This is a genomic window from Streptomyces chromofuscus (assembly GCF_015160875.1).
In the GTDB taxonomy this organism is placed as follows: Bacteria; Actinomycetota; Actinomycetes; order Streptomycetales; family Streptomycetaceae; genus Streptomyces; species Streptomyces chromofuscus.
This window is the reverse complement of the sequence record NZ_CP063374.1, coordinates 7,314,954-7,333,734: the sequence shown is the minus strand read 5'-3', so window position 1 is coordinate 7,333,734 and position 18,781 is coordinate 7,314,954. Positions and strand designations below refer to the sequence as shown.

Below are 18,781 nucleotides of genomic sequence, written 5' to 3'. Positions count from 1 at the left end.
CGGGGCCTGTCCCGGTCGGCAGCACCGCACTACCCTGCACTCATCGGATGATCAACCCCAAGGAGCCGCGATGCGTGTCGCCCTGTTCCTGACCTGCGTCAACGACACGCTCTATCCGGACACCGGGCGCGCCGTGGTGAAACTGCTGACCAGGCTGGGCGTCGAGGTCGACTTCCCGATGGCCCAGACCTGCTGCGGGCAGGCTCACTACAACACCGGCTACCGGCGTGAGGCGGAGCCGCTGGCCCGGCACTTCTCGGATGTCTTCGGGGAGTACGAGGCCATCGTCACGCCGTCCGGGTCGTGCGGGGCGATGGTGCGGGAGCTGTATCCGCGGATGGCCGCGCGGGCGCGGGCCGAAGGGCGCGGCAGCACGCTGGCCACCGCGCTGGCGCCGGTGGTGCCGAAGACGTACGAACTCACCGAGTTCCTGGTCGACGTGCTGGGGGTGACGGACGTGGGCGCGTACTACCCGCACCGGGTGACCTACCACCCCACCTGCCACGGGCTGCGCGGGCTGGGCCTCGGTGACCGTCCGCGCAGGCTGCTGCAGGCGGTGAAGGGGCTGGAGCTGGTCGAGTTGCCGGGTGCGGACGAGTGCTGCGGGTTCGGGGGCACGTTCGCGCTGAAGAACGCGGACGTCTCCGCGGCGATGGGGGCCGACAAGGTGCGCAACGCCGAGTCGACCGGCGCGGAGGTGCTGTGCGCGGCGGACAACTCCTGTCTGATGCACATCGGCGGCACCATGGCCCGGCTGCGCACGGGAATGCGGCCGGTGCACATCGCGGAGATCCTGGCCGTCACGGAGGAGGAGCCGACGCTGTGAGCGGAACGTTCGTCGGAATGCCGGCCTTCCCGGCCGCCGCGCACGAGGCGGTGCGCGACCAGACCCTGCGGGGCAACCTGCGGCACGCCACGCACACCATCCGCGCCAAGCGGGAGAAGGCGGTCGCCGAGGTCGCGGACTGGGCGCAGCTGCGGGAGGCGGGGCGGCGGATCAAGGACCACACGCTGCGTCATCTCGACCGCTACCTGGAGCAGGTGGAGGAGGCGGTGACGGCCGCTGGCGGCACCGTCCACTGGGCCGTCGACGCCGACGAGGCCAACCGGATCGTCACCGACCTGGTCAAGGCGACCGGCGAGTCGGAGGTCGTCAAGGTCAAGTCGATGGCCACGCAGGAGATCGGGCTCAACGAGGCGTTGGAGGCGGAGGGGATCCGGGCGTACGAGACGGATCTCGCCGAGCTGATCGTGCAGTTGGGCAAGGACCGGCCCTCGCACATCCTGGTCCCCGCGATCCACCGCAACCGCGGTGAGATCCGCGACATCTTCGCCCGCGAGATGCGCGAGTGGGGCCGCCCGGCCCCCGACGGCCTCACGGACACGCCCGCCGAACTGGCCGAGGCCGCCCGGCTGCACCTGCGGGAGAAGTTCCTGCGCGCGAAGGTCGGTGTCTCCGGCGCCAACTTCATGGTCGCCGAGACGGGCACGCTGGTGGTCGTGGAGTCCGAGGGCAACGGGCGCATGTGCCTGACCCTCCCCGAGACGCTGATCTCGGTCGTCGGCATCGAGAAGATCGTGCCGACGTGGCGGGACCTGGAGGTGTTCCTGCAGACCCTCCCCCGCTCCTCGACGGCCGAGCGCATGAACCCGTACACGAGCACGTGGACCGGCACCACGGACGGGGACGGCCCGCGCACCTTCCACCTGGTGCTGCTCGACAACGGCCGCACCGACACGCTCGCCGACGAGGTCGGCCGGCAGGCCCTGCGCTGTATCCGCTGCTCGGCCTGTCTCAACGTGTGCCCGGTGTACGAGCGGGCGGGCGGGCACGCGTACGGCTCGGTGTACCCGGGGCCGATCGGCGCGATCCTCAGCCCTCAGCTGAGGGGCACGGCGAGCGAGATCGACGCCTCGCTGCCGTACGCGTCCTCGCTGTGCGGGGCCTGCTACGAGGTGTGCCCGGTGGCCATCGACATCCCCGAGGTGCTGGTGCATCTGCGGGAGCGGGTCGTCGAGGGCGGCCCGGTGACGCGGGCCGGCAACAAGGTGGTGCTGAAGCCGGCGAAGGGGCACGCGGCCGAGCGGGCGGCGATGCGGGCGGCCCGCTGGGCGTTCGCCCACCCCGGCGCGCTGCGCACCGGGCAGCGGCTCGCCTCGCGCACCCGGCGCTTCCACCCGCGCACACTGCCGGGTCCCGGCAGGGCGTGGAGCGGCAGCCGGGATCTGCCGCCGGTGCCCGCCGAACCCTTCCGGGACTGGTGGCAGCGCACGCACGGAGGAAAGGACGGCGCGAAGTGAGCAGCAGGGAACGGATCCTGGGCCGGGTGCGGCGCGCCCTCGCGGACGTGCCGCGGGACGACACGCCGTACGAAGAGGCGGTCGCCCGGGACTATCTGCGCGAGCACGGGCAGCGGAGCGTCGAGGAGACGGTGGAACTGCTCGCCGAGAATCTGGCGGACTACCGGGCGATCGTGCACCGCTGCACGCCGGACGCGCTGCCGTCGTTGATCGCCGGGCTGCTCGCGGACCGTGGCGCGCGGTCGCTGCTCGTGCCGGCCGGTCTGGACGAGCGGTGGCCGGCGGCGACGGAGGTGCCGCGTGTGCAGGACCGGGCGGACAGCACGGCGCACGAACTCGACCGCGTCGACAGTGTGCTGACGGCCTGCGCGGTGGCGATCGCCGAGACCGGCACCATCGTGCTGGACGGCGGCCCCGACCAGGGCCGCCGCCGGATCACGCTGGTGCCGGACCACCACATCTGTGTCGTGCGGGTTCCCGACCAGGTCGTCTCCTCCGTCCCGCAGGCCCTCGAACGCCTCGACCCGGCCCGTCCGCTGACGTGGATCTCCGGTCCGTCGGCGACCAGCGACATCGAGCTCGACCGGGTCGAGGGGGTGCACGGCCCGCGCACCCTGGAGGTGGTGCTGGTGGACTCTCGGGCGAGCGCCGAGGTCAGCTCGTCACGACCGGAGGGCAGCCGGTAGGAGCGGTGCCGTCCGCGGGGTCCGGGAACGGTCGGAGAGCGGCTGCCGGCCGGCGCCCTTAGCGTGAGGGCATGATCCGGTTCGAGCAGGTCACCAAGCGGTATCCGGACGGTACGACCGCTGTGGACGAGCTGTCCTTCGAGGTGTCCGAGGGCGAGCTCGTCACGCTCGTGGGGCCGTCGGGCTGCGGCAAGACGACGACCATGATGATGGTCAACCGGCTCATCGAACCGACCTCGGGCCGGATCCTGGTGGACGGCGAGGACATCGCGACGGTCGATCCGGTCCGGCTGCGGCGGCGCATCGGGTACGTGATCCAGCAGGTCGGCCTCTTCCCGCACCGCACGATCCTCGACAACACCGCGACCGTGCCGTCGCTGGTCGGCTGGAAACGGGCCAGGGCCCGGGCGCGGGCGGCGGAGTTGCTCGACCTGGTGGGGCTGGACCCGAGGACGTACGGGCCGCGCTACCCGCATCAGCTGTCGGGCGGTCAGCGGCAGCGGGTCGGGGTGGCGCGGGCGCTGGCCGCCGATCCGCCGGTGCTGCTGATGGACGAGCCGTTCGGGGCGGTCGACCCGGTGGTGCGCGAGCAGCTGCAGGACGAGTTCCTGCGCATGCAGGCCGCGGTGCGCAAGACGGTGCTGATGGTCACGCACGACATCGAGGAGGCGGTACGGCTCGGTGACCGGATCGCCGTGTACGGGCAGGGGCGGATCGAGCAGTTCGACACGCCCGGAGCGGTACTGGGCACCCCCGCGTCGCCGTACGTCGCCGAGTTCGTCGGCGCCGACCGGGGGCTGAAGCGGCTGTCGGTGACGGCGATCGAGCCCGGCGACCTGGAGCAGCCGCCGATCGCCCGCCTCGACGAGCCGTCGGTCCGGGCGGCGCGGCGGCTGCGGTCCGAGGGTGCCCGGTGGGCGGTCGTGCTCGACACGCACGGCGACCTGCACGGCTGGGTCGGCATCGACGAACTCGGCACAAGCGGCTCCGTCGGGGACCTCGCCCACCGGATGAACGCCTGGGTCCCGCTGGGCGCCCCTTTGAAGCAGGCCTTCGGCGTGATGCTGCAGCACGACGCGGGCTGGGTCGCGGTCCTGGAGGGTGCCCGCTTCCTGGGCGTCCTGACGCCCGCCAAACTCCACGAGGCCCTGCGCCGCTCGGTGGACGCGGACGCCCAGGGCGTGTCGCGCCGGCAGGTCGTCTTCGACTCGGTGGCGGACGCCTAGCGGGGACGGGATGCGCCGGGCCCTGTTCCGGGATGCGTCGGGCTCGCGGATACGTCGGACCCGGTGGCGGCCGGGTGGTGGCTGCGTCGGCCCGGTGGCGAACGCCCGGGGCCCGGTGGCGGCCCGCCCGTGCCTCACTTCAGCAGGCCCTTGTCCTCCAGGTACGTTCGGGCCACGTCCGTCGCCAGGCGGCGCCAGCTGTCCACCTGCTGGTTCATGGCGGCCAGGTCGGCCGTGGTGAGGACGGTGTTGAGCCGGTCCAGGGCCTTGGTGACGCCGGGGGCGCCGGCGCGGGCGCGGTTGACGACGGGGACGACGTAGTCGGCGTTCTGCAGGTGCCGGTCGTCGGTGAGGAGGACCAGGCCGAACTCGCCGAGGGTGGCGTCGGTCGTGGTGGTGAGGACCATCTGGTCCTGACCGCTCTGCACCGCCCGTTTGGCCTGGGTGGTGCCGACGCCCTTGGGGTCGACGGCGGTGATGTCGATGCCGTAGACCCTGCGCAGGCCGGGGGCGCAGTAAGGGCGTTGCACGCATTCGTCGCCGGCCGCCAGCCGGACCTTCAGCCCGGACCTGCCGAGGTCGCTCAGCGTTCTGAGGCCGTGCCGGCGCGCGTACGACGCGCTCACGGCGAAGGCGTTCTGGTCGACCGCCCGGCCGGGGGGCAGGACGGTCAGGCCGCGGGGCGTGGCCAGCCGGCGCAGCGCCTTCATCGTGGCGTCGAGGTCGGGCGAGCCGACCGGCGGGGCGTCGGGGCCGTTGGTCCTGGCGTTGAGCCAGTCGGCGAAGGTGGCCGCGTACTCGGGAACGACGTCGATCTGGCCGGACTCCAGGGCCGGTTCGTACAGTTCGCGGTTGGCGACGGTGATGAGAGACGTCCGGTGGCCGGCCTGCTCCAGCAGCAGGGCGTACATCTGGGCGAGCAGGTCGCTCTCGGTGAACCCGGCGGAGCCGACGGTCAGCCGGCGGCTGTCGCCGGGCGGCGCGGTGACCTCGCCCCGGCTCTCCAGGGAGGGGCCGGTGGAGCAGGCGGCCACCAGGAGCAGCGACGCACCGGCCGACGGCGCACGGCGTCTCATGGCGTGCCCCTGGCCCACGGCGGCGCCAGGCGTTCGGCCACCTCGAAGAGGCCCTCGACGATCAGTGCGAACACGGCGACGAGCACGGCGCCCGCCACCACCTGGGGCGTACTGGCGAGGTTGAAGCCGGCCGTGATGATCCGCCCCAGGCCTCCCCCGCCCGCGAGGGCGGCGATGGTGGCGGTCGCGACGAGCTGGACGGCGGCGATCCGCATCCCGTTCAGGATCATCGGGGAGGAAAGGGGCAGCTCCACGTGAAACATCACCTGGCGTCCCGTCATCCCCATGCCGCGGGCGGCCTGCACCGTGTCGCGGTCGACCTCGCGCATGCCGACGTAGGCGTTCGTCAGCAGGGGAGGTACGGCGAACAGCACCAGGGCGACGACCGTGGGACCCTTGCCCCACGCGCCGATCGGCGTGAGCAGCAGCAGGACCAGGACCGCGAACGTGGGGACGGCGCGGCCGACGTTGGAGAGGTTGACCGCGAGCGCACCGCCCCTGCCCAGGTGGCCGAGCACCACCGCGACGGGCAGGGCGATCAGGCAGCTGACGGCCAGGCAGACCACGGTGAGCACGAGGTGCTGCAGCAGCCGCCGCCAGACGCCGTCGGGGCCGGACCAGTGCGCCGGGTCGGTGAGCCACTCCCAGGTTCCGGTGAGCGTGGTCATGCACGGGCCCTCGTCCAGGGGGTGATCAGCCGCTGGACGCCCAGCAGGAGCAGGTCGGCCGCCACCGCGACGACCACGCAGAGCACCGACGCCGTGAGCACCTGTGCCTTGAAGTAGGTGTTCATGCCCGCGTAGATCAGGTTGCCGAGCCCGCCGAAGCCGACGATCGCGCCGACCGTCACCAGCGACACCGCGGAGACCGTGGCGAGGCGCAGCCCGGCCATCGCGGCCGGCAGGGCGAGCGGCAGTTCCACGGTGAGCAGGAGACGGACCGGTCCGTAGCCCATGCCGCGGGCGGCCTGCCGGGTCTCCTCGGGGACGGCGCGCAGACCGGCGAGGATGTTGCGCACCAGCAGGGTCAGCGAGTACAGCACGAGCCCGGCGATCACGAGCGTCGCCGACAGCCCGTACAGGGGCAGCAGCAGCGAGAACATCGCCAGGGACGGGATGGTGTAGAGGATCGTCGTCGCGGCGAGGACGGGACCGGCCGCCCAGCCCCAGCGGCGGGCCAGCACCGCCAACGGCACGGCGAGCGCGAGGGCGATGAGCACCGAGACGGACGTCAGGCGCAGGTGCTGGCCCACGGCGTCGAGCAGGATCTCGCGGCGGGTGCTCAGATAGTCGCCGCAGATCCACTCGTTGCGCGCGAGGCAGTCGTCCGGGGGCGCGGTCACGCCTCCATTGCATCGGGCGGGCCGATCGGTCGGCTCGTTGTGGTGGCCCGTCCGGGGTGTCGCCGAGTACAACCCCGCGATACGGGTCCTGCGCCCCGTGTGCTCGGCGCCCACCGTCCGTAGCGTCGTGGGCGAGGCACAGGGCGTGCCCCGGGGAGGGCGACGACGATGCTTCGCACGGGCTCACGACCCACGCACGACCGGGGACCCGCCGCCGAGGCCCTGCGGCTGGTCGAGGTGACCAAGCCCTGTGGCAGTGGCGACAGCGCGGTGACCGCGCTGGACGGTGTGACGCTCACCCTGGGGCCGGCACCTTCACGGCCGTGATGGGCGTAGGCGCGGGCCTGGTCGGCCAGGCGGCGCCGCCCCCGGCCCCCTGCCGAGGGCGGCGCCTGCACCGGGCGGACCTGTCGGGCTCGGGCACGTCCCAGCGCGTGGCGATCGCCCGCGCGCTGGTGACCGAACCCCGGGTGATCTTCGCGGACGAGCCGACCGGCACCCTCGACTCACGCAGCGCCCGGGACGTGCTGCGGCTGCTGCGGGACGCGGTGCGGGTACACGGGCGGACGGTGGTGAGGGTGCCGCACGACCCGGTCGCCGCCTCGTACGCCGACTCGGTGCTGTCCTGGCCGACGGCCGGCTCGCGGGACGGCTGGACGCGCCGACGCCGGACGCGGAGGCCGAACGGCTGGCGCATCCGGGCGACGACGTCGCGGCAAGGATGTGAACGAGACGGTCTTCCTGGCGACGGGGTCGGTCCGGCACCGTCCCGGGCGGCTCCTGGCGACGCTGCCGGCCGCGTTCCTCGGCGCGGCGATCATCATGCGTTCAGCTCGCTGTACGACACGGCCGCGCCGTCCGGCGTGGACTCGGGGAGCGCCGGGACGCGGAAGCACCCCGGACGGCACAGGAGCACGTGAACGCGGGCGGTCGCTTAGGCGGTCGCCCGCTCGCCGTTCCTCCCCGGTTTTGCTACGTCACGCCGCTCGCGTCGAGCAGCGCCCCCGCCGTCGCCGTCGCCAAACCGTCGTCCAGCGCCTCCACCCGCGCCCCGGACCGGGCGCTCGCCCCGTCGAAGACCAGCATCAGCTGCCGGGCGAGCAGTTCCGGATCCCGCGCGCCGCCCAGCTCGGCCTGGGTACGGAAGGCGGTCTTGAGCCGCTCCTTGGCGGCCCGGGCGACCACGCTCGCCGGGTGCTCGGGGTTCTTGAGCTCGACCAGCGCGGCAAGGTAGGGGCAGCCCCAGTAGTCGGCGTCCCCGGAAGCCTTCTCCAGCCGTTCGAAGACGTGCAGGATCCGCTCCCGCGGCGTTCCGGCGTGCGGGGATCCGAGCGCGAGCTGGGCCTCGTACGCCGGGATCCGACGCTCCAGGCTCGCGGCGAGCACCTCGTCCTTGCTGTCGAAGAGCTGGTACATCGACCGCTTCGACACCCCGGCGCTCCGGCACAGCGCCTCCACGCCGATGGAGACGCCGTCGCGGTAGAAGAGCCGGGCCGCGGCGTCGAGCAGCCGGTCGCGGGGGGACGCCTTGCCGGTCGCCCCGTCGGTCGCCCTGTCAGTCGTGGCCATACCGCGAGGTTACCGCGCCGCGACCGCAGCGGAAACCGATCGGTATACGGGCCTGACACAGCGGCCGCGAGAGGGTGGCAGAGTCGCTGAACAAGCGCTTAGATAGGAGCCGCCGTCCCCATTCGCCGCCACCGCCGGAGGCCCGGTTGTTCACTTCCGTCGACGATGTCTCCGCACGCCTGGCCGAGACCGGCTACCTGGCATCACCCGCGGTCGCCACGACCGTCTTCCTCGCCGACCGCCTCGGCAAGCCGCTCCTCGTGGAGGGGCCCGCCGGTGTCGGCAAGACGGAGCTCGCCAAGGCCGTCGCCCGGGTCGCCGGGGCGCGGCTGGTGCGGCTGCAGTGCTACGAGGGCGTCGACGAGTCCCGGGCCCTGTACGAGTGGAACCACGCCAAGCAGCTGCTGCGCATCAGCGCGGGCCGCGACGAGACGTGGGACGAGGCGCGCACCGACATCTTCAGCGAGGAGTTCCTGCTGGCGCGCCCGCTGCTGACCGCCATCCGCGGCGACGACCCCAAGGTGCTGTTGATCGACGAGACGGACAAGGCCGACGTCGAGGTCGAGGGACTGCTGCTGGAGGTGCTCAGCGACTTCCAGGTCACCGTTCCCGAGCTGGGCACGGTCAGCGCGACACGCCGCCCCTTCGTGGTGCTGACCTCCAACGCGACCCGCGAACTGTCCGAGGCGCTGCGCCGCCGCTGCCTGTTCCTGCACATCGGCTTCCCCGAGGAGGAGCTGGAACGGCGGATCGTCCGGCTGAAGGTGCCCGGGATCGACGCGGCGCTGACCGAGTCCGTGGTCCGGGTGGTCGGTGCGCTGCGCGCGATGGACCTGCGGAAGGCGCCGTCCGTCGCCGAGACCGTCGACTGGGCCCGCACCCTGCTCGCGCTCGGCGCCGACACCCTCGACGAGAAGGTCGTCCGCGACACCTTGGGCGTGCTCCTGAAGCACCAGGACGACGTGCTGAAGGCGGCGGCCAAGCTGGACCTGGACGCCGGATGACCGCCGACGTCGCCGCCCGGCTGACGGACTTCGTGGCCGCGCTGCGCGCGCACGGCGTCCGCGTCGGCACCGGCGAGACCGTGGACGCGGCGCGCGCGGTGGAGGTGCTCGGCCTCGCCGACCGCGAGCTGCTGCGCGAGGGCCTCGCCGGCACGCTGCTGCACTCCACGGGCCAGCGGCAGGTGTTCGACCCGGTCTTCGACCTGTACTTCCCGCGCGCGGTGGGCGGGCCGGAGGGCGGGGCGGCGGACCGGGACGACCTGCGCGACCGGCTCGCGGCGGCGCTCACGGACAACGACAGCGCGCTGCTGGGCCGGCTGGCGATCGAGGCCGTCGACGGCTTCGGCGGATACGGCGGCTCCCCGGCGTCCGACGGCTGGTCGGCGTACCAGACGCTGGACCGGATCCGCCCGCAGACGCTGCTCGCCCGGGTCCGCGCCGAACTGCGGGCCCGGCCGGGGGAAACGGGGTTCGCGGACCGGCTGCTGGACGACGAGATCCGGCGGCGCGTCGAGGTCTTCCGCGCGCTGGTGGCGGCGGAGGCGCGGCGCCGGGTGGCCGAGCGGCGCGACCGGGACGAGATCGCGCGGCGGGCGGTGGCGCCCACCGCCGACCGGGTCGACTTCCTGTACGCCGGTAAGGACCGGCTGGCGGAGCTGCGCCGGGCGGTGCGGCCGCTGGCCCGCAAGCTCGCCACCCGGCTGGCCGCCCGGCGGCGCCGTGCCGCCCGGGGCAGCATCGACCTGCGGCGCACGCTGCGCGGCTCGCTGTCGACGGGCGGTGTGCCCATGCGGCCGGTGCTGCGCAGGCGGCGTCCGGCCCGGCCCGAACTCGTGTTGCTGTGCGATGTGTCGGGCTCGGTGTCCGGCTTCTCGGACTTCACGATGCTGCTGGTGCAGGCGCTGCACGACCAGTTCAGCAAGCTGCGCGTGTTCGCGTTCGTCAACCGGATCGACGAGGTGACCGGCCTGCTGACGCACGGCGCCGCCGACCCCGACGGCCTCGGCGCGCGCATCCGCGCCGAGGCGACGCTCACGGGCTGGCACGGCAGCAGCGACTACGGCATGGCGCTGGGCGAGTTCGCCGAGCGGTACGGCGACGCCGTCGGCCCCCGCACCACGGTGTTCGTGCTCGGCGACGCCCGGACGAACATGGGCGACCCGAACCTGGCGGCCGTACGGCAGATCGCCCGGCGGGCCCGCCGCGTCTACTGGCTGAACCCCGAGCCACGCCGCCAGTGGGGCACCGGCGACTCCGCCGCGCCCGCCTACGCCGAGCTGGTCGAGATGCATGAGTGCCGCAACGCCCGGCAGCTCAGCGGGCTGATCGCCCGCCTGCTGCCGGTGTGATCGGACGGGGGCCGAGCCCGGGGCGGGGCTCAGCCGGTGGCGGGCCCGGGGCTGAGCACAGCCGCCGGGACGAGCCGGGGGGGGACGGCCCGGGCGCCGGGGGCACGTCGGGGTGGCGGCTCGGGCGCCGAGGTGGCTCGGGGCCAGAGCGTTCGAACCGGGCGGCGGCTCAGGCGGCGAGCTGCGGGTACAGCGCCGCGAGGTCGGCCGACAGGCCCGCCTTGACCCGCCGTGAGATGTCGTCGGCCAGCACCTCGAACGCGCCGGACTCGATGCCGTCCAGGGCCTGGCCGGCGACGCTCTCGGGCGTGGACTTCGGCGCGTCGACCCCGGCGGCCATGTCCGTGTCGACGTATCCCACGTGCAGACCGGTGACCTCGATGCCGCGCGGCCTGAGGTCCAGGCGCAGGGAGTTGGTCTGCGACCAGAACGCCGCCTTGGAGGCGCTGTACGAGCCCGCGAGGCCGATCCACGACAGCACCGAGTGCACGTTGAGGATGTGACCGCCACCGTTGCGTTCGATGATCGGGACGAAGGCGCGGGTCACGAGGAGCGGGCCGTAGAAGTTCGTCTCGAACTCGCGGCGCACGTCCTCGACGGGCGAGTCGAGGAAGTTCGCCTGGACCGCGGCACCCGCGTTGTTGATCAGGATCGTGACGTCCTGCGCCTCGGCCGCGGCGGCCCGGACGGATGCGGGATCGCCGACCTCCAGGGCGAGGGGCACGGCGTCGGGGTGCGTGACGGTGCGCGGGTCGCGGGCGGTGGCGTACACCTTCTTCGCGCCGCGCTCGTACAGGGCCGTCACCAGCGCCTTGCCGATGCCGCGGCTGCCGCCGGTGACGAGGGCGACGGAGCCTTCGAGGGTGGTCATGGGGTTGTCCTCACTGTCTCGGAGCCACAGAGGCGACCAGGACGGGAAACCGATCGGTTTCCATCCCGACACGAGAACAGTAAACCGATCGGTTTCTCGGGGCAAGGCCGGGTTCCTCCCGGAGGCGACCCGGAGGTGATTCGGGGTTCGCCCTGATGTGCCGCTCGCCGGTCGTTCCCTACGCTCGCTGCAACAGAGGGGGGTCTCATGAAGGCAGTGGTTCAGGACCGGTACGGCGGCTGGGACACGCTGGAGTTCCGCGAGGTCGACCAGCCGGTGCCCGCGGCCGGCGAGGTGCTGGTGCGGGTGCGGGCCGCCTCCGTCAACGCCTACGACTGGCACTACATGCACGGCGATCCGAAGATCGCGCGGGCCGCCTTCGGGCTGCGCAGGCCGAAGGCGGCCATACGGGGCCGGGACTTCGCGGGCGTGGTGGAGGCGGCCGGCGCCTCGGTGCGGGGTCTCGCGCCCGGCGACGAGGTCTACGGCGAGGCCGACGGGGCGTTCGCGGAGTTCGTCCGCGTCGCGGACAGCGCGGTCGACCGGAAACCGGCCCGCCTCACCTTCGAGCAGGCCGCGGCGATGCCGCTCGCCGCGAACACCGCGCTCATCGGCCTGCGCGACGTCGCCCGGGTGCGGCCGGGCCGGACCGTTCTGGTGAACGGCGCGTCGGGCGGGGTGGGCACCTTCGCCGTGCAGATCGCCAAGGCGTACGGCGCCGAGGTCACCGGCGTGTGCAGCACCCGGAACGTGGAACTGGTCCGCTCGCTCGGCGCGGACCACGTCGTCGACTACACGCGGGAGGACTTCACCCGCGCCGGGCGGCGGTACGAGGTCGTGCTGGACCTGGTGGGCAACCGGTCCCTGAGCGACTTCCGGCGCGCTCTCACCCCGGACGGGACGCTCGTCCTGTCCGGCGGGGGGTTCTACGAGGGCGGCAGCCTCCTCGGCCCGATGGGACTCTTCTTCAAACGGCGCCTGGTGGCGCCGTTCGTCGGCCAGCGGCTGGTCGAACTCCCCGCGAAGCAGAGCAAGGAGAACCTCACGGCACTGCGGGACCTCGTCGAGTCCGGGAAGCTCACCCCGGTCGTCGAACGGACGTATCCGCTGAGCGAGGCGGCCGAGGCCATCCGGCACCTGGAGGTCGAGCACGCGCGGGCGAAGATCGTCGTGACCGTGTGACGTGCGGGCACGCCCGCCGGGCGTGCCCGCACTGCCGTCCTCCCCCTCGACTCGGTCAGCCCTCCGAGGACTTGGCGTACTCCTTGGCCATGGTGCCCGCGAAGTCGTAGATCAGGACCTGCTCGTCGCCGACGACCCAGGCGTCGTGTCCGGGGGCGCAGACGAAGACGTCGCCGGGGCCGACCTCCTGCTCGGCGCCGTCGTCCATCCGGATCCGCATCCGGCCCTGGACGACGTAGCCGTTGTGGTGGATCTGGCAGGTGTCGGTGCCCGCGATCGGGGCGACGGACTCCGACCAGCGCCAGCCCGGCTCGAAGGTGGCCACCGCGAAGTCGAGTCCCGAGAGATGGACGGCCTCCAGGTGGCCGCGCGGGAAGTCGCGCCGCTCGTCCGGCTTGTCGAGCGTCTTCACCTCTAGCATGACCGCTCTCCTTTCCGGCCGGGTCGTCGGTCTCCGTCGCCCGCTCCGGGGGTTCCTGAGCGGCGCCGGCGGAGGCCGAGCCCTCCGTCTCATCGTCCGCCCGTCCGGCCCCGGCCCGCCACCCCGCGCTCAGTCGCCGCCCGCGCACAGCCGGGCGAAGCGTTCGGCGTCGACGTTGCCGCCGGAGACGATCACGCCGATCCGACGCGGGAGGCGCTCCACGCGGCCGGCGAGCAGGGCGGCCAACGGCGTCGCGCCGCTGGGCTCGACGACGGTCTTCAGCCGCTCGAACGCGAAGCGCATCGCGGCCCGGATCTCGTCGTCACCGACCAGCGCGACGCCGTCGACGAGCCGCCGGTTGACCGAGAAGGTCAGCTCGCCGGGTGTGGTCAGCGCCTGCCCGTCGGCGATCGTGCGGGGCACCGGGACGCTGACGCGGTGGCCCGCCTCCAGCGACCGCCTGGTGTCGTCACCGGCCTCCGGCTCGACACCGATCACCCGGATGCCGGGGTGCAGCGCCTTGGCCACGGTGGCGCTCCCGGCGATCAGCCCGCCACCGCCGACCGGGACGATCAGCGCGTCCAACTCCCCCGCCTCTTCCAGGAGTTCCAGTGCCGCGGTGCCCTGACCCGCGATCACATGGGGGTGCTCGTAGGGCGGGACGACCGTGAGGCCCCGCTCGGCGGCCAGGGCCTCGGCGATGGCGACCCGGTCGCCGGTGTAGCGGTCGTACGTCACGATCTCGGCGCCGTAGGAGGCGGTGGCGTCCCGCTTGGCGGCGGGGGCGTCCTCGGGCATGACGATCACGGCGGTGGTGCCCAGTTCCCGGGCGGCGAGGGCTACGGCCTGGGCGTGGTTGCCGGAGGAGTACGCGGCGATGCCCCGGGCCAGTTGCTCGGGCGCCAGCCGGGAGGCGGCGTTGTAGGCGCCGCGGAACTTGAAGGCGCCGACGCGCTGGAAGTTCTCGCACTTGAGGTGGACCTCGGCGCCGACCAGGGCGTCCAGGGTCCGTGAGCGCAGGACGGGGGTGCGGTGGGCGACGCCCGTCAGCCGCGCGGCGGCGTCCCGGACGTCGTCGAGGGTGACGGGCGGGGTGGTGGTCGTCACTGGCGGGCTCCTTCGGACGTCGGGGCGGGGGTCGTCACGGACGGACTTGCCGGAGGTGGTCCCTCGGACGTCGGAGCCGTGGTCGTCACGGGCGTGGGCCTTTGCGAGGCCGCCGCGGTGGTGGCGCTCTCGGGTGGGGGTTCGGGTGACGGCCCGGCGGCGGCTCCCCCGGCCGTCGGCCCGGCGCCCGACTCGCCGCCGCTCCTCGCCTGCGCAAGGTAGTTGTAGGCCGAGGCACGGGAGATGCCGAGGCGGGCGGCGACCTGCTCGACGGCGCGGCGCACGGCGAACACGCCGTGCTCGTCGAGGCTGCGGAAGAGGGCGAGGCGCTCCGCGCGGTCGAGCCCGGCCCAGCTCTGGTGCTGCCGCAGTCGGTGGGCGTCCACGATGGCGTCGACCACCGAGTCGATGTCGTTGCCGAAGGTGGTCACCGGCGCCCGCACCGCGTCAACGGGCCCGGCCCCCACACCGGCGAGCGCGCCGAGCAGGGCCTGGGCCTGCTGGACGGCCCCGGCGTCCAGGTTGACGCACAGAGCGCCGAACACCGCCCCCGTGGCGTCGCGCAGCACCATCGTGGACGACTTGACCAGCCGGCCGTTCCCCGTCCGGGTGAGGTAGTTCAGCTCGTCGCCGGCCTCGTCACCGCGGGCGAGGACGCGCATCCCGATCTCGCTCATCGCACCGCCCACGGCCCGCCCGGTCACCGAACCGGCGACGGCGACCACGGACTTCTCCGGCCGCCGGTAGTCGTGCAGGACCACCTCGCACACCGGCCCGAAGGTCGCGGCGATGCCGTCCACGACCGGCGTGAGCGCGGCGATGATCGCGTCCCGCTGCGCCTCCAGGTCCCGCTCCGCCACCCGACACCCTCCTGGACCTTCATTCCTGGACTCTTCATCCAAGCACTGGACGCACAGTCTAAGCCCGCCGCCGGGCGGACACCAGAGGCGCCCGCCGGGCGCACACGCATGGACACCCACCCGCCCCTGAACCTTTCGGGACTGTCGTCCCCCGGTCGGGGGTGCAGGCGAGGACGCACGGTGCCGGCCGGCACCCGGATCGCCCGGGTGGCGGGGGCGATCCACGAGCCAACCAGTCACGCGAGGACGACGACGTGCGACGAGCAGCGAGTCGGCACGCCCGACCCGGCACGGGGCCGCCGCGGGCAGGTCCGGCAGCCGGGCGGGCCGCGGTGTCACTGGGCCGCGGTCTCAACAGGCCGCCGTCTCACCGCTGGTAGAGGGCCACCAGCGTGCCGTCGGCGACTTCCCGTTGCTCGACCGTCTCGTGCACCTGCCGGGCGTTCGGCGCGTCGGGCAGCACGCACGGTTGGGACAGGGCGTAGAGCCGGAAGACATAGTGGTGCGCCTCGTCCCCCGGCGGGGGATGCGGCCCGCCCCAGCCCCGTTCGCCGTAGCCGTTGACGAGTTCGGTGCCGCCGGGCGGGACCTGCCCTGCCTCGACCCCGTGGCTGTGGGGATCGATGCCGACCACGATCCAGTGCGCGAAGGTGCCCGACGGGGCGTCGGGGTCCTCGCACAGCAGCACCAGCTCGGTCGTGTCGTCCGGTACGCCGCTCCACTCCAGCGGGGGCGACACGTTCTCCCCCTCGTACGCATAGTGGCGCGCGATGAAGGAATGGTCGTTGAATGCGCTACTTCTGATGTCGATGCCAGCCATGTGGTCCGAGTAACCGCACCGGGGCCAGAACTCACGTGAACCCCGAGGACCAGCTCACCGTGAGCGTCCCGTCGGGTTCCGGACGCACCCGCACGCCCGCGCTGATCCGGCCGAGCAGGGTGCACAGCCACATTCGGTCCCGCGCGGGGGCGTGCTCCAGCCGCATCCGCCGCGCTCGCAGCGGCACCATGCGCAGGCCGGCCAGCCGCCCGGTGTCCGCGTCCAGCGTCGCGAGGTAGGCGATCCGGAGGTCGTCGCGGTACTCCTCGTAGCCGGGGATGCCCTCGTAGTCGTCGACGAAGTCGCCGCAGCCGTGCAGGATCAGCCGGTTCCGGTGGACCTCCACCGGGCGGGGGTGGTGCGAGGAGTGGCCGTGGACGAGGTCGACGCCGCCGTCCACCAGGGCGTGCGCGAAGCGGACCTGGTCGCGGGGGACGAGGTAGCCCCAGTTCGAGCCCCAGTGCACGGAGACGACGGCGAGGTCACCGGCCCGCTTGACGCGTCGCACGCGCTGGACGACGGCCTCGGCCGTGCCGGTCGTGAGGCCCGCTGCGTAGGCGACTCCGGGCCGGCCGTCCTCGGTGGCCGCCCAGTCGGGCGGGATGCCGCTGGAGCGTGTGCCGAGGGCGAACACCAGCACGCGCCCGCCGTTTGCGAGCGGGGTCATGGCGGGGGCGTACGCCTCGGCGCTGTTCCGTCCCGCGCCCGCCGTCCGCAGGCCCGCGCCGGCGAGCGCGTCCAGGGTCTCGAGCAGTCCGGGACGGCCGAAGTCCAGGACGTGGTTGTTGGCCAGGACGCAGACGTCGGGGCGGGCCACCGACAGCGCGGGCAGGTTGGCCGGGTGCATCCGGTAGTGCACCTGCTTGCCGGGGGCGAACGCGCCGCAGCGGGTGACCGCCGTCTCCAGGTTCACGATCCGCGCGTCCGGCGCGGCCTCGTCCAGCACCCGCAGCGCCTCGCCCCACGGCCACGAGGGGTCGACCGGTGCCGGGACGGGGCCGCTGACCGCCTCTGCCAGCGCCACGTAGTCGCGGGCGTCCGCGATGTACCCCTCCCGCAGTGCCGGGTCGCTGGGGTGCGCGAGGACCTGGTCGACGCCGCGCCCGAGCATCACGTCCCCGCAGAGGAACAGCGTCACGACATCGCCGTCCATGTACCCACCCTAGGCCGCACCGGGCCCGTGCCGGAGCGGCAGGCGGATCGGTCGACCGTCGCCGGGAGGGCGTCGCGGGGGCGGCCGGTCGCCGGGGTCAGCGGGTGGGCACGAGGTCGCCGGTGAGAGGGAAACGCCGTGCGCCGTACATGTCCGTCGGTTTCCTTCCGCCGATTGCGTCCCGGCGGTCTCACCGAAACCACCGGGGCCAACGACGGAGTCGACGATCCGCACGGGCCGTGTGGCGGTGATTCGTCGGCGAATGGGTTGATCGGGTTCTCCGACGGGATGCCCGGTGCAACGGCGTCGACGAGCACAGGCGGGACGTTCGGCTTCGGCCCCGGAAGCCGGTCTTCCTGCGTCGCCCCGGCGCGCCCGGCTAGGTTGTGGCGCATGAGCAACCTTGACCGCGCGCCCGTACCGAGCGTGTGCGGCGGACGCGGATTCGTCGTGGCCGAACCCGTCCGCGAGCTGCTGAGCCCTCGACACGTACGGCTCGGCGAGTCGACCGAGGTGCGCAGGCTGCTGCCGAACCTCGGTCGGCGCATGATCGGCGCGTGGGCCTTCGTCGATCACTACGGTCCCGACGACATCGCCGACGAGCCCGGCATGCAGGTGCCCCCGCATCCGCACATGGGGCTGCAGACGGTCAGTTGGCTGCACGAGGGCGAGGTGCTGCACCGCGACTCGACCGGCAGCCTGCAGAGCATCGGGCCGAGGGAACTCGGCCTGATGACGTCGGGCCGGGGGATCAGCCACTCGGAAGAGAGCCCCCGCTCCCACGCCCGGTTCCTGCACGGCGCCCAACTGTGGGTCGCGCTCCCGGACGCCCACCGCCACACCGAGCCCGCGTTCGAGCACCACGCCCGGCTGCCCACGCTCACGGCGCCGGGTCTCACCGCGACCGTGATGCTCGGCGACCTCGACGGCGCGACGTCGCCCGGCACGGCGTACACGCCGATCGTGGGCGCCGATCTCGCGCTGGCGCGCGGCGCGGCCGTACGGCTGCCGCTCGTACCGGACTTCGAGTACGGGGTGTTGTCGATGTCCGGCGAGGTGCACGTCGACGGCGTGCCCGTGCTGCCGGGATCGTTGCTCTATCTCGGCTGCGGCCGCGACGAACTGCCGATGCGCGCCGAGTCGGACGCCGGCGTCATGCTGCTCGGCGGCGAGCCGTTCGCGGAGGAACTGGTCATGTGGTGGAACTTCGTCGGGCGCACCCAGGCGGAGATCGAGCAGGCCCTCGCCGACTGGGCGTCGGGCGGCCGGTTCGGTGAGGTGAAGGGGTACGAGGGCGCCCCGCTCGCCGCCCCCGAGCTGCCGGCGACGCCCCTGAAGCCACGGGGCCGCGTCCGGTAGCTCACCGGCACGTCGTGTCCATGTTCGTGGAATGTTCAACCACTCGCTTCGGTTGGAGTCCGCGAAGGAGGTCACCAGTGGACACGACGTACTACGACCACGGAACAGCGGCCGAGCGGTGGGACCGGGCGCGGATGTTCTTCGACGCCAAGGAGTACGCCGCCGCGGCGAGCGTCCTGGGCGGGCTGGTCGAGGAGGTGCCGGAGCAGACCGGACCGCGGCTGCTGCTGGCGCGCGCCTACTACCACTCGGCCCAACTGCGGCGCGCCGAGGCCGAGTTGCGGGTCATCGTGGAGCGGGACCCGGTCGAGCACTACGCCCGGCTGATGCTCGGCCGCACGCTCCAGCGCCAGGGTCGGCAGGACGAGGCGGAGCCGCATCTGCGGATCGCCTCCGCGCTCGCGGGTGACTTCGACGAGCGGAGCTGACGAGCGCGTCCCCGCGACGCGCGGTTG

The 18,781-nt window shown here is 73.3% G+C and carries 19 protein-coding genes and 1 pseudogene; 10 read left to right on the top strand and 10 right to left on the bottom strand.

Going from position 1 to position 18,781, the window contains the following annotated elements:
• Positions 1 to 70: 70 nt before the first annotated feature.
• The 4 genes from IPT68_RS32890 to IPT68_RS32875 all read left to right on the top strand — a co-directional run bounded on the left by IPT68_RS32890 (position 71) and on the right by IPT68_RS32875 (position 4,213).
• The gene (locus IPT68_RS32890; RefSeq protein WP_189700076.1) at positions 71 to 826 is read left to right on the top strand and encodes a (Fe-S)-binding protein; all 756 of its coding nucleotides are present in this window, start codon (positions 71 to 73) and stop codon (positions 824 to 826) included.
• A complete protein-coding gene (locus IPT68_RS32885; protein ID WP_189700077.1) occupies positions 823 to 2,301 on the top strand; it encodes a LutB/LldF family L-lactate oxidation iron-sulfur protein in 1,479 nt (492 codons plus the stop codon). Before IPT68_RS32890 ends, IPT68_RS32885 begins: the two co-directional genes overlap by 4 nt.
• Positions 2,298 to 2,987, top strand: a complete 690-nt coding sequence (locus IPT68_RS32880; protein ID WP_189700078.1) for a LutC/YkgG family protein — start codon at positions 2,298 to 2,300, stop codon at positions 2,985 to 2,987. Before IPT68_RS32885 ends, IPT68_RS32880 begins: the two co-directional genes overlap by 4 nt.
• A 71-nt stretch (positions 2,988 to 3,058) precedes the next feature.
• Entirely contained in the window at positions 3,059 to 4,213 is a 1,155-nt protein-coding gene (locus IPT68_RS32875) for an ABC transporter ATP-binding protein (protein WP_189700079.1), read from the top strand.
• A 134-nt stretch (positions 4,214 to 4,347) separates the two neighbouring features.
• On the opposite strand, the gene IPT68_RS32870 is transcribed toward IPT68_RS32875, so the two are convergent.
• Genes IPT68_RS32870 through IPT68_RS32860 form a run of 3 tightly spaced genes read right to left on the bottom strand, consistent with a single transcriptional unit; the run spans position 4,348 to position 6,631 of the window.
• A complete protein-coding gene (locus IPT68_RS32870; protein WP_189700080.1) occupies positions 4,348 to 5,289 on the bottom strand; it encodes an ABC transporter substrate-binding protein in 942 nt (313 codons plus the stop codon).
• On the bottom strand, positions 5,286 to 5,957 hold the full coding sequence (locus IPT68_RS32865) for an ABC transporter permease (protein ID WP_189700081.1): 672 nt from the start codon (positions 5,955 to 5,957) through the stop codon (positions 5,286 to 5,288). Before IPT68_RS32865 ends, IPT68_RS32870 begins: the two co-directional genes overlap by 4 nt.
• The gene (locus tag IPT68_RS32860) at positions 5,954 to 6,631 is read right to left on the bottom strand and encodes an ABC transporter permease (protein WP_189700082.1); all 678 of its coding nucleotides are present in this window, start codon (positions 6,629 to 6,631) and stop codon (positions 5,954 to 5,956) included. The genes IPT68_RS32865 and IPT68_RS32860 overlap by 4 nt, the downstream gene beginning before the upstream one ends.
• Before the next feature lie 168 nt (positions 6,632 to 6,799).
• On the opposite strand from IPT68_RS32860, the pseudogene IPT68_RS34880 reads away from it, so the two are divergent.
• Positions 6,800 to 7,358: pseudogene (locus IPT68_RS34880) on the top strand (ATP-binding cassette domain-containing protein).
• 245 nt (positions 7,359 to 7,603) lie between these two features.
• Here IPT68_RS34880 and IPT68_RS32850 read toward each other — a convergent pair.
• Positions 7,604 to 8,200, bottom strand: coding sequence for a TetR/AcrR family transcriptional regulator (locus tag IPT68_RS32850; protein WP_189700083.1), 597 nt, complete (start codon positions 8,198 to 8,200; stop codon positions 7,604 to 7,606).
• 146 nt (positions 8,201 to 8,346) lie between these two features.
• On the opposite strand from IPT68_RS32850, the gene IPT68_RS32845 reads away from it, so the two are divergent.
• Both IPT68_RS32845 and IPT68_RS32840 read left to right on the top strand, forming a co-directional pair.
• A complete protein-coding gene (locus IPT68_RS32845) occupies positions 8,347 to 9,204 on the top strand; it encodes an AAA family ATPase (RefSeq protein ID WP_189700084.1) in 858 nt (285 codons plus the stop codon).
• Positions 9,201 to 10,553 (top strand): vWA domain-containing protein, encoded by a 1,353-nt coding sequence (locus IPT68_RS32840; RefSeq protein ID WP_189700085.1) that lies wholly within the window; start codon positions 9,201 to 9,203, stop codon positions 10,551 to 10,553. Before IPT68_RS32845 ends, IPT68_RS32840 begins: the two co-directional genes overlap by 4 nt.
• A gap of 169 nt (positions 10,554 to 10,722) precedes the next feature.
• On the opposite strand, the gene IPT68_RS32835 is transcribed toward IPT68_RS32840, so the two are convergent.
• Positions 10,723 to 11,424 (bottom strand): SDR family oxidoreductase, encoded by a 702-nt coding sequence (locus tag IPT68_RS32835; RefSeq protein WP_189700086.1) that lies wholly within the window; start codon positions 11,422 to 11,424, stop codon positions 10,723 to 10,725.
• 207 nt (positions 11,425 to 11,631) lie between these two features.
• Between IPT68_RS32835 and IPT68_RS32830 the strand changes: the two genes are divergently transcribed.
• Positions 11,632 to 12,606, top strand: a complete 975-nt coding sequence (locus IPT68_RS32830) for an NAD(P)-dependent alcohol dehydrogenase (protein WP_189700087.1) — start codon at positions 11,632 to 11,634, stop codon at positions 12,604 to 12,606.
• A 55-nt stretch (positions 12,607 to 12,661) separates the two neighbouring features.
• Here IPT68_RS32830 and IPT68_RS32825 read toward each other — a convergent pair whose 3' ends face one another.
• The 5 genes from IPT68_RS32825 to IPT68_RS32805 form a co-directional block, all read right to left on the bottom strand.
• Positions 12,662 to 13,027, bottom strand: coding sequence for a cupin domain-containing protein (locus tag IPT68_RS32825; protein WP_189700088.1), 366 nt, complete (start codon positions 13,025 to 13,027; stop codon positions 12,662 to 12,664).
• 129 nt (positions 13,028 to 13,156) lie between these two features.
• Positions 13,157 to 14,134, bottom strand: coding sequence for a pyridoxal-phosphate dependent enzyme (locus IPT68_RS32820; RefSeq protein WP_189700089.1), 978 nt, complete (start codon positions 14,132 to 14,134; stop codon positions 13,157 to 13,159).
• Positions 14,131 to 14,979 (bottom strand): helix-turn-helix transcriptional regulator, encoded by an 849-nt coding sequence (locus IPT68_RS32815; protein WP_228040662.1) that lies wholly within the window; start codon positions 14,977 to 14,979, stop codon positions 14,131 to 14,133. The genes IPT68_RS32820 and IPT68_RS32815 overlap by 4 nt, the downstream gene beginning before the upstream one ends.
• Positions 14,980 to 15,361: 382 nt before the next feature.
• The gene (locus IPT68_RS32810; RefSeq protein WP_189700090.1) at positions 15,362 to 15,814 is read right to left on the bottom strand and encodes a YbhB/YbcL family Raf kinase inhibitor-like protein; all 453 of its coding nucleotides are present in this window, start codon (positions 15,812 to 15,814) and stop codon (positions 15,362 to 15,364) included.
• Positions 15,815 to 15,845: 31 nt separating this feature from the next.
• Positions 15,846 to 16,967: a CapA family protein gene (locus IPT68_RS32805; RefSeq protein WP_189700091.1), complete on the bottom strand. Its 1,122-nt coding sequence runs from the start codon at positions 16,965 to 16,967 to the stop codon at positions 15,846 to 15,848.
• A 393-nt stretch (positions 16,968 to 17,360) separates the two neighbouring features.
• Between IPT68_RS32805 and IPT68_RS32800 the strand changes: the two genes are divergently transcribed.
• Together IPT68_RS32800 and IPT68_RS32795 are read left to right on the top strand one after the other, a co-directional pair.
• On the top strand, positions 17,361 to 18,326 hold the full coding sequence (locus tag IPT68_RS32800; RefSeq protein ID WP_189700092.1) for a pirin family protein: 966 nt from the start codon (positions 17,361 to 17,363) through the stop codon (positions 18,324 to 18,326).
• Positions 18,327 to 18,403: 77 nt separating this feature from the next.
• Entirely contained in the window at positions 18,404 to 18,754 is a 351-nt protein-coding gene (locus tag IPT68_RS32795) for a tetratricopeptide repeat protein (RefSeq protein WP_189700093.1), read from the top strand.
• Positions 18,755 to 18,781: the final 27 nt, after the last annotated feature.

Bases quoted from the DNA above. Each gene is read 5' to 3' on its own strand.
- IPT68_RS32835 (WP_189700086.1), bottom strand. From the start codon at position 11,424: ATGACCACCCTCGAAGGCTCCGTCGCCCTCGTCACCGGCGGCAGCCGC.
- IPT68_RS32810 (WP_189700090.1), bottom strand. From the start codon at position 15,814: ATGGCTGGCATCGACATCAGAAGTAGCGCATTCAACGACCATTCCTTC.
- IPT68_RS32890 (WP_189700076.1), top strand. From the start codon at position 71: ATGCGTGTCGCCCTGTTCCTGACCTGCGTCAACGACACGCTCTATCCG.
- IPT68_RS32875 (WP_189700079.1), top strand. From the start codon at position 3,059: ATGATCCGGTTCGAGCAGGTCACCAAGCGGTATCCGGACGGTACGACC.
- IPT68_RS32825 (WP_189700088.1), bottom strand. From the start codon at position 13,027: ATGCTAGAGGTGAAGACGCTCGACAAGCCGGACGAGCGGCGCGACTTC.
- IPT68_RS32840 (WP_189700085.1), top strand. From the start codon at position 9,201: ATGACCGCCGACGTCGCCGCCCGGCTGACGGACTTCGTGGCCGCGCTG.
- IPT68_RS32865 (WP_189700081.1), bottom strand. From the start codon at position 5,957: ATGACCACGCTCACCGGAACCTGGGAGTGGCTCACCGACCCGGCGCAC.
- IPT68_RS32800 (WP_189700092.1), top strand. From the start codon at position 17,361: ATGAGCAACCTTGACCGCGCGCCCGTACCGAGCGTGTGCGGCGGACGC.
- IPT68_RS32870 (WP_189700080.1), bottom strand. From the start codon at position 5,289: ATGAGACGCCGTGCGCCGTCGGCCGGTGCGTCGCTGCTCCTGGTGGCC.
- IPT68_RS32850 (WP_189700083.1), bottom strand. From the start codon at position 8,200: ATGGCCACGACTGACAGGGCGACCGACGGGGCGACCGGCAAGGCGTCC.
- IPT68_RS32805 (WP_189700091.1), bottom strand. From the start codon at position 16,967: ATGGACGGCGATGTCGTGACGCTGTTCCTCTGCGGGGACGTGATGCTC.
- IPT68_RS32830 (WP_189700087.1), top strand. From the start codon at position 11,632: ATGAAGGCAGTGGTTCAGGACCGGTACGGCGGCTGGGACACGCTGGAG.